Source organism: Ruegeria sp. YKSE079 (assembly GCF_059612845.1).
In genome coordinates this window covers 47,913-56,197 of the sequence record NZ_JBXWRJ010000026.1, presented here as the reverse complement: position 1 = coordinate 56,197, position 8,285 = coordinate 47,913, and the positions used below count along the sequence as shown (strand labels likewise).

The following is an 8,285-nucleotide window of genomic DNA, read 5'->3' as shown; positions in this document are numbered from 1 at the left end:
GAAGTCTCTTGCGCGTCTCGACAAGTTGCGCTCGCTTTGATGCCAAGGCTCTGAGAAGGCGCAATTTCCCATGTGGCAGTTCGCGCCCCGCGTCTGGTCGAAATGCCATGAAGCGCGCAATGAGTTCCGCGTCGATCCGATCCGTCTTGGCGCGTGTGCCACGGCTGGCAGCGAAGGCTTTAATCTGAGCTGGCGGCAATTGCCGAGTCGATATGCCGGCTGCATCCAGCGCGGTCCACAGACGCCATTCCTGCCCTCCAGTCGCCTCAAAACAAACAAGCGCGTGCGTTGATTGTGCCAGATCAACAAGCTGCGCGTGACCCTCATCGCTGTTTGGGAGCCGCAACCTACGAGTCTCCGGCAGACAATGAACGTCAAGCCAATCGCGGCTGACGTCTATGCCGATGATCTGCTCGTGTGATACTTTGTTCATACCCTCTTCCTTCTGCTCCGCGGTCCAGACCGGCCGCATTCAACTGTTCGAGACGATGAAGAGAGACGGTGCTGGCTCGCTAGAAAACGTGGTCTTGCCACAAGGCTCAGACGCCATACACCGCCCCGTCAGCAACCTCGGCAAAGGTGGCTGACGGGGGTTAAGTTAGCAAACTCGAGATACAGAAGGGTCAGGATGCATAACCAATAGATAACGGTCGCGGCCAGAGCGATGGCTGAGAGGAAGACCTTGGGGCAGCGATCATATCGTGTCGCCACGCGCCGCCAGTCCTTGAGCCTGCCGAACATGATCTCGATGCGGTTGCGTCGTTTGTATCGGCGCTTGTCGTATTTGACCGGCGTCTTGCGCTGCTTTCTGCCGGGGATGCAGGGTTTTATCCCTTTGTCTTTCAACGCGTTCCTGAACCAATCGGCGTCATAGCCACGATCCCCGAGCAACCAGTCGACCTTTGGCAAGCTGCTGAGCAGCGCCCGCGCGCCGATGTAATCGCTGACTTGGCCGGCGGTGACGAACAGGTTGAGCGGCCGCCCTTGGCTATCGCAGATGGCGTGCAGCTTGGTGTTCATGCCCCCTTTGGTTCGACCGATCAGACGACCACGCCCCCCTTTTTGACGCCCATGCTGGTCGCTGTTCGGTGCGCCTTCAGATACGTCGCGTCGATCATGACGGTCTTCTGTTCGCCGTGCTTGGCAGCCAGACCGGCCATGATCTGCGCGAAGATGCCCTTGTCGCTCCACCGCTTCCAGCGGTTGTAGAGCGTCTTGTGCGGGCCGTATTCAACAGGCGCGTCACGCCAACGCAACCCATTGCGATTGATGAAGATAATCCCACTCAACACCCGTCTGTCATCGACCCGTGGCTTGCCGTGGGACTTCGGGAAGAAAGGGGGTAAGTTTGGCCATCTGCTCGTCGGCCAGCCAGTAAAGGTTGCTCATGTCACTGCTCCATTTTCCGAGCCGTGAATCACGCAGCGCGTTGAAAATCAATGCATCCTGACCCTAAGGCTGACGCCATCATTCTACCCGCTTCAGCCACAGCCTGGGCCGGAGGAACCGGATCTGCAATACCCAAAGAAGCTACAGGCACCCCCATACCGTGCGTGAAATCTTTTTTTGGAGTCATAGGTCTTTTTCCCACCACTTATCCTCCGTAGAATTTATGAATTTTTAGGGAGAAGATCAGCCTCAGATACCGCCCTTACGGCGTTATGAAACTTCCATTCGCTTAAGGAATACAATCTGCAAAAGCGCGACTTTCAAGAACCTTCCGTACAGGTATCAAGAATGCATCCGTTCTTAGCAAGCAATATAAAACAATATCAGACCTGACCATATCAAGATCACTAAACTTTTCTCCCACTATTTTTTTAATGGAGGAAGCAACTTGAATATCATTACAGAGCTCTTCAGAACACATCGCTTGCACTGACAAACGCTGCATTTCAGACAATAAATGAGAGTACAGTGCGGCTCGTTCTAGGTCACCTGAAGACGCCATTTTTATTGCTATAAAGCGGCCAGCCAGAACCGACGCTGTATACATTTCCGAAGCATTGCCCTGAATAGTTGCCAGCATCGCTCCCGCCAATGCACCCAAGGCGGATTTTTCAGCCGATTGCAACACTAGCAGCACCAGATAACGTCTTAGATTTTCGTTACGATTCGATATTTGAAAGTGCGCAATCTCGTGGCACCCGTCGGGCGTTACGGTATCCTCGCCCTCCAAAAAGTTCAAATATCCCTCACAAGCATCAATAGTAAAAATGGCCGAGCTGGAATTTACTACTTCCGCTCTAACCTTCTCAATGGCGCTAAATGCACCAAGGAAAACAATTACAACCAGTGCACCAAAAAAGTACTTAGATACTTTCATCATTACTTCCCAGCCCTCTTGGAAAATTTCAACCTAATGCGGTACACGAAATTCTCAGAGGTTATAATCTTAACGCTTACATAGATTAATAGTGCGGCCATCGCCAACGTCGAATCATCTTCCGTTATAAATACCGCCCGCTACCCTAAACACCGCTGCCACCACAAAGCTCAATTCACTAGCATTGGTAAATCCTTCACTGCTTTCCGCAGAATTCTAGAAAGAATTATGCAGGTTGATTGAGAACAATCAACTCTTTTTTTGGTTGCGAAAATGAGCTGAGTCATGTTGATGGCGTGGATGCACCCACCAGTTGGCATCGCATTGTGCGAATGTGATGAGTGTTGAAGCCATCACAGCAGGAGGAAGCATCCATGTCCGAGGTTACAATCATCGGGATTGATCTGGCAAAGCGGGTATTTCAGTTGCATGGCGCAAATGACGACGGGTCTGTCTTGTTCCGCAAGAAGCTTTCTCGTGGTCAGCTCCTGGGTTTCATTTCCCAATTTCCGCAGTGCGTTGTTGCCATGGAAGCGTGCGCCACAGCGCATGGTTGGGGCCGGGGGATTGAGAACCTGGGGCATGATGTGCGCTTGATCCCTCCCATTTACGTGAAGCCTTATGTCAAGCGCCAGAAGAACGATGCTGCTGACGCCGAAGCGATCGTTGAGGCGGCGTTGCGCCCGACAATGCGTTTTGTCGCAGTGAAGACAGAAGGTCAGCAAAGCCGCGCTATGCTGTTCCGGACAAGACAAATGTTTGTTGGTCAGCGAACTCAGTTGATCAACGCGCTACGCGGGCATCTCGCCGAACATGGCTTGGTCGCGCCCAGAGGGGTGGTTCATTTGAGAAATGATCGCCGCCTCAGTCGAGGCCGATGATACATCCTTGCCCGCCGAAGTTCGAGATCTGGCTAAACTGTATCTGAAACAGATCACCGGGCTGGCAGATCGGATTGCAGAGCTTGACCGTAAAATGGTCCGGGCGGCAAGGGAAGCAGCTTTGACATGCCGGGCACAAACCATGCCAGGTGTAGGACCGATCACAGCGCTGGCGATCGAAACATTTGCGCCCGACCTCTCCGGTTTTCGACGAGGCCGAGACTTTGCAGCTTGGCTGGGTCTTGTACCACGCCAGCACTCGACCGGCGGAAGACCGCGGTTAGGAAAGACCTCGAAGATGGGACAGCGTGACATTCGGAGGCTCCTGATCTCTGGCGCTATGGCCGTTCTTCAGGCAGTCGAACGGTTTAACCGTCCGCACAATGAATGGCTTGCGCGTTTGCGCGCCCGAAAGCCTCGCATGGTTGTGGCTATTGCAATCAGCTTCGACGCGTTGGCCGCCCCCTGTGGCGCGATCTGCCCGAACTCGCTCAAATGCCCTCGCAGTGCATTGATGGCCTGGGTCCGCTGCCGGATCAAAAGCTCGCGCACGCGAAACACCATAGCCGCGCCCTGCGTCTCTTCGCTCTTCACAGGCACGAACCGCATCGTCGGACGCAGCGCGGCCTCGCAGATCGCTTCGGCATCGGCGGAATCATTTTTCTGGCGTTTGACGAATGGTTTCACGTAGGCGGGTGGAATGAGCCGCACCTCATGACCCAGCTTGCCGATCTCGCGACCCCAGAAATGAGCGCCGCCACAGGCTTCCATCGCGACAACACAAGGCTGCAACTCGCTGAAGAAGGTCAGCACCTGAACTCTACGCAGTTTCCTGCGCAGAATAGGCTGCCCCGCTGCATCTGCCCCGTGGGCCTGAAACACATTCTTCGCCAGATCGAGCCCGACCGTGATAATCTCTGACATGACCGCTCTCCTTTGTGGATCGTTGCAGACCCACCTTGGCACAATGATGCCGTCGGGGGGCGGTCACATCATCAGAGCCAGGAAACCTACATCTTATTATGAAAGATAAAACCGATGAAATTCAGCAGCAGCTGCGCCGCCAGGATTTGCGTGCTTTCGGCTGGATCGTAGGCCGGAGCGACTTCGACCAAATCAATGCCGACAACGTCTCCGCGTTTAGAAAGTCCCTGTAAAATCTCCAAGACATCATAGTATTGGAAACCACCATGGCTGGGAGTGCCGGTGCCCGGTGCAATAGAAGGGCAGAAGGCGTCGATGTCGATGGTGACGTAGTAGCGGACACCCTCTGGGATACGGTCCAGAACGCCTTGGGTGCCCAGCTTGCGCACCTGTCGGACTGACAGAATGTCCGAACCGCGCGCGCGCGCATCGTCATAGCCCTCTTTTGCGGTCGAAGATACATTGCGGATGCCCAGCTGGGTCATGCCCGAGACATAGTCTTTTTCGATCGCGCGACGCATTGGGTTGCCATGGCCGACGGTGACGCCGTGGCGTTCATCGACAAAGTCCAGGTGCGCGTCGATCTGGATCACGTGGATCGGGCCGTGTTTTTCGCAATCCTCGGCATAGGCGTTGATGCAGGGGATGTTAACCGAATGGTCGCCGCCGATTGTGACTGGGATCGCGCCCGCGTCGAGGATTTTCTTGACGCCGTATTCGATGTTGGCGTGGCTTTCCTCGGTCTTGGTGTGGATGATGTCGGCATCGCCCAGATCGACGATGCGCACGTCACTGCCCAGATAGGTGGCGTCATCCTCGTGGTCATAGGCACCTGCGTGTCCAAAACTGAACAGGGTCGATGCCTCTCGCACCGAGCGCGGACCAAAGCGTGCGCCCGAGCGGAATTGGCAGCCGAAATCGAAAGGCGCACCAAGGATCGCCACATCCGCGTCGATCTCGTCCCAGTTTTGGACATAGGGTTTCTTGCCAAATGTCGAGATGCCGACAAAAGGTAAATTCAGACGACCAGATTCATAACCATGTTCAGACATGATTTCTCCGTTTCTTAGTGCATTAACGATAGGCCAGTTCCGGAAGGAACAGGGCGATTTGAGGGAAGGCGATCAGCAGGCCGCTCACGATCAGCAGGATAATCAGGAATGGGGGTACACCGCGCACCACTTCGACGAAAGGCCGCCGGAAGACTGCAATAGCGGTGAACAGGTTGCAGCCGAAGGGTGGCGTCGCTGCGCCGATTGCAACCTGAAGCGTGATCAGTACCCCGACCAGAACAGGGTCCAGACCGCTAGCTTTGATCATGGGAGCGAAGATCGGAACCAGGATCAGGATCACTACAATCGAGTCCACAAACATGCAGCCGACGAAGAACGCTATGTTGATCGCTAGCAGCACCATCAGCGGACTGGCGCTTTCCAGACCCAGCGCGGCGATGATGGTTTGCGGCACCTGAGCGAAACTGAGTGTCCAGCTAAACGCAGCCCCTGCCGCAATCAAAATGAATACGACCGAGGTGATGGCTCCGGTGGACAGCGCGATGTCGAACAGGTCTTTCACCTTGATTGAGCGGAAAATCACTACTTCGAGGATGACCGCATAAAGCACACAGATTGCTGCAGCTTCGGTGGGCGAGAAGACACCACCATAGATGCCGCCGACGATGATGGCGGGGAAGCCCATCGGCCAAAGCGATCTGCGCAGTGCGGCGAACCGCTGCCCCCAACCTTCACGCGGCAATACAGGGATATCATGGCGATAGGCGTAGTGCATGCAATAGGCCGAGAACAGGACCACGATCAGCAGCCCCGGCAGGATGCCGGCGATGAACAATTGTGAGATCGAGGTGCCCGAAACAACGCCATAGATGATCATGCCGATGGAGGGTGGGATCAGATAGGCGAGGTCGGCCGCATTCACGATCAAGCCGATCGAGAAACTGTCGCTGTAGCCTGATTTCAGCATCCGGGGCCGCATCGCTCCACCGATGGCCACCACGGTCGCCTGGGTCGAGCCACAGACCGCGCCAAACAGCGCACAGGCCGAGGTGACAGAAATCGCCAGACCGCCCTTGATATGGCCCATGAAACTCATCACAAGATCGATCAATCGGTTGGCGGAATGGCCGCGTGTGATGATATCGGCCGCCAGAATGAACATCGGCACCGCGATCAGCGCTGCGGGTTTGACCCCTCCGATCATTTGTTGGATCAGGATTTGCATGTTCATGGTGGGGAAATAGACAAGGAACCCCAGCACCGCCGCCGAGATCAGCGGCATTTTCATCGGAAACCCTGCCAGCAGCAGGACGATCATGACGGCCAGCATCAACTCGGTCATTTGTCTGCCTCCGTGGAGTCTTCGAATTTCTTGATCGCGGCTGCGGTTTCCGGGTCTTCGTAGCTGTCAACTTCCAGGTACGAGACATAGACCTCTTCTTCCGCGAAATTCAGGTTGCGGATCGCGGTCAGCAGATACTGGAACGCCGCCAGCGCCAGGCCGATGACGACCCAGACATAGGTCAGATACAGCGGAAGTTGCAGCGCCGGGGTGATCCGCCCGCGTGAGGCGACTTTCTGTACATATTCCAGCGCGTACCAGGCTAGAACGGCCATGACGACAGCGGTGGTGGCGGCAATCACAACCATCAGGCCCTTGCGCATCTTGATTGGCAGGGCGTCATAGATCGCCGACATGCGAATGTGGATGCCTTTGCGGGTGGCATAGCCCAGCCCCATGAAGGTGACGATCACGATCAGGAACTCGTTCAGTTCCTCCGAGAAATAGATGGACTGGTTGAACACGTAGCGGCCAAAGACATTGGCGATGGTGTTCACGGCCATCAGGATGATTCCCCAGCCCAGGATCCAGACTTCGATCCGTCCGATGACAGCGTCGATCTTTCCCAAAAAGCCGAAGGGAGTTGCAGTGCCGCTTTGCATGATATCCTCCCCTTTTTTTGAAGCCTCACGCGCAAGGCGCGTGAGGTAGTTTTGAGTGAGTGGATTGAGTAGGTATCAGTTGCCGGTCAGTTCGGCCTGCAGTGCATCCAGCAGTTCTTGACCGCGGGGACCGACGGCTTCGACGTAAGCCGCCGAAGTACCGGTGCTGCGCCCGCGGAAGACATCACGTTCTTCTTCGGTCAGAACGACCAGCCCGATATCAGGCTTGGCTTTCTTGATGATGTCCAGACGTTGCTGGTTGAAATCGGTGACAACGCCGTCGATGAAGCCGGTCATGTCGCCCATGGTGTCACGCACCAGTTGCTGACGGTCGGGACTGAGGGTCTCGAACCAGTCCGATCCGGCCACGACTGTGGTGACCAGCTCTTGCTCTCCGGCCCAGATCAGGTGGCTGGTGACTTCGTAGAACTTCATCTCTTCGATGGTCGGGATCGGATTGACCTGACCGTCGATAGCACCCAGTTGCAGCGCACCGAACACTTCGCCGAACGGTAGCGGAGTCGGGCTGGCGCCCATGTTGTTATAGGTTTCCACCAGAATAGGCGAAACCATCACACGCATTTTGAAGTTGTCGAAATCTTCGGGTGTGCGGATCTCACGGTTGGTGGTCCAGACCTGCGGACCCTCGGAATACATGGTCAAAACTTCCAGACCACGCTTGCGGAAATCGTCGTTCATCGGGCCATAGATGGTTTCCGAGCTGCTGAGGATTTTAGAGATCGCTGCCGGATCGGACGGCAGTAGATAGGGCAGCAGGAAGACTTGGCTTTCCGGCAACACGGTACCCAGGTTGCCGATTGAAACATTGGTGAACTGGATGACGCCATCGGCGGCCTGTTCGACCGTTTCGGTCGGTGTGCCAAGCGTGCCCATCGGATAGACGGTGACGGTCACTTCTCCATTGGTGGCCGCCTCAATGCGCGATTTGAACTCCTGCGCATAGGCGTCCATGATCGAGCCCGGAATTTCTTCGATCGCGAATTTCCAGTCTTCTGCCAGCGCACTGAGCGGTGCGAGGCTGAGCAGGGTTGCCGCTGCCGTCGTTCGCATTTTCCGTAGAGTAAAGGTCATGCTGGGTTCCTCCCTTGATCCCTTTTGGTGTTCAGGTTGGGTCCAGCACAGCACAGAAAATTACACAAAAAAATATCATGTTGCTTATGCTCACATGAAAAAAAT

Annotated in this window: 6 protein-coding genes and 3 pseudogenes; 1 reads left to right on the top strand and 8 read right to left on the bottom strand. The window is 55.4% G+C overall.

All coding sequences use genetic code 11. The annotated features are described in order from the left end of the window. The 3 genes and pseudogenes from AC2FMY_RS19495 to AC2FMY_RS19485 form a co-directional block, all read right to left on the bottom strand. Positions 1–433, bottom strand: a 433-nt coding sequence (locus tag AC2FMY_RS19495) for an IS110 family transposase (RefSeq protein WP_496807918.1), incomplete at its 3' end; no start/stop codon positions are given. Positions 434–633: 200 nt separating this feature from the next. Then, a pseudogene (locus tag AC2FMY_RS19490) lies at positions 634–1,389 on the bottom strand (IS5 family transposase); the annotation flags it as partial. Positions 1,390–1,678: 289 nt separating this feature from the next. Continuing rightward, a complete protein-coding gene (locus AC2FMY_RS19485) occupies positions 1,679–2,329 on the bottom strand; it encodes a hypothetical protein (RefSeq protein ID WP_496807917.1) in 651 nt (216 codons plus the stop codon). Positions 2,330–2,700: 371 nt separating this feature from the next. Between AC2FMY_RS19485 and AC2FMY_RS19480 the strand changes: the two are divergent. Continuing rightward, positions 2,701–3,652: pseudogene (locus tag AC2FMY_RS19480) on the top strand (IS110 family RNA-guided transposase); the annotation flags it as partial. Here the strand turns inward: AC2FMY_RS19480 and AC2FMY_RS19475 are convergent. The 5 genes and pseudogenes from AC2FMY_RS19475 to AC2FMY_RS19455 all read right to left on the bottom strand — a co-directional run. Beyond that, positions 3,640–4,131: pseudogene (locus tag AC2FMY_RS19475) on the bottom strand (IS110 family RNA-guided transposase); the annotation flags it as partial. The pseudogenes AC2FMY_RS19480 and AC2FMY_RS19475 overlap by 13 nt on opposite strands. Positions 4,132–4,217: 86 nt before the next feature. Then, positions 4,218–5,183 (bottom strand): agmatinase, encoded by a 966-nt coding sequence (gene speB / locus AC2FMY_RS19470; RefSeq protein WP_496747470.1) that lies wholly within the window; start codon positions 5,181–5,183, stop codon positions 4,218–4,220. 22 nt (positions 5,184–5,205) lie between these two features. Further along, positions 5,206–6,486, bottom strand: coding sequence for a TRAP transporter large permease (locus AC2FMY_RS19465; protein WP_496747468.1), 1,281 nt, complete (start codon positions 6,484–6,486; stop codon positions 5,206–5,208). Beyond that, the gene (locus AC2FMY_RS19460; protein ID WP_480751451.1) at positions 6,483–7,088 is read right to left on the bottom strand and encodes a TRAP transporter small permease; all 606 of its coding nucleotides are present in this window, start codon (positions 7,086–7,088) and stop codon (positions 6,483–6,485) included. The genes AC2FMY_RS19465 and AC2FMY_RS19460 overlap by 4 nt, the downstream gene beginning before the upstream one ends. A 75-nt stretch (positions 7,089–7,163) precedes the next feature. After that, on the bottom strand, positions 7,164–8,180 hold the full coding sequence (locus AC2FMY_RS19455; RefSeq protein WP_496807916.1) for a TRAP transporter substrate-binding protein: 1,017 nt from the start codon (positions 8,178–8,180) through the stop codon (positions 7,164–7,166). Between the last annotated feature and the right edge of the window lie 105 nt (positions 8,181–8,285).

Excerpts from the sequence above, each read along its gene's own strand:
- AC2FMY_RS19455 (WP_496807916.1), bottom strand. The coding sequence starts at position 8,180 with ATGACCTTTACTCTACGGAAAATGCGAACGACGGCAGCGGCAACCCTG.
- AC2FMY_RS19465 (WP_496747468.1), bottom strand. The coding sequence starts at position 6,486 with ATGACCGAGTTGATGCTGGCCGTCATGATCGTCCTGCTGCTGGCAGGG.
- speB (WP_496747470.1), bottom strand. The coding sequence starts at position 5,183 with ATGTCTGAACATGGTTATGAATCTGGTCGTCTGAATTTACCTTTTGTC.
- AC2FMY_RS19460 (WP_480751451.1), bottom strand. The coding sequence starts at position 7,088 with ATGCAAAGCGGCACTGCAACTCCCTTCGGCTTTTTGGGAAAGATCGAC.
- AC2FMY_RS19485 (WP_496807917.1), bottom strand. The coding sequence starts at position 2,329 with ATGATGAAAGTATCTAAGTACTTTTTTGGTGCACTGGTTGTAATTGTT.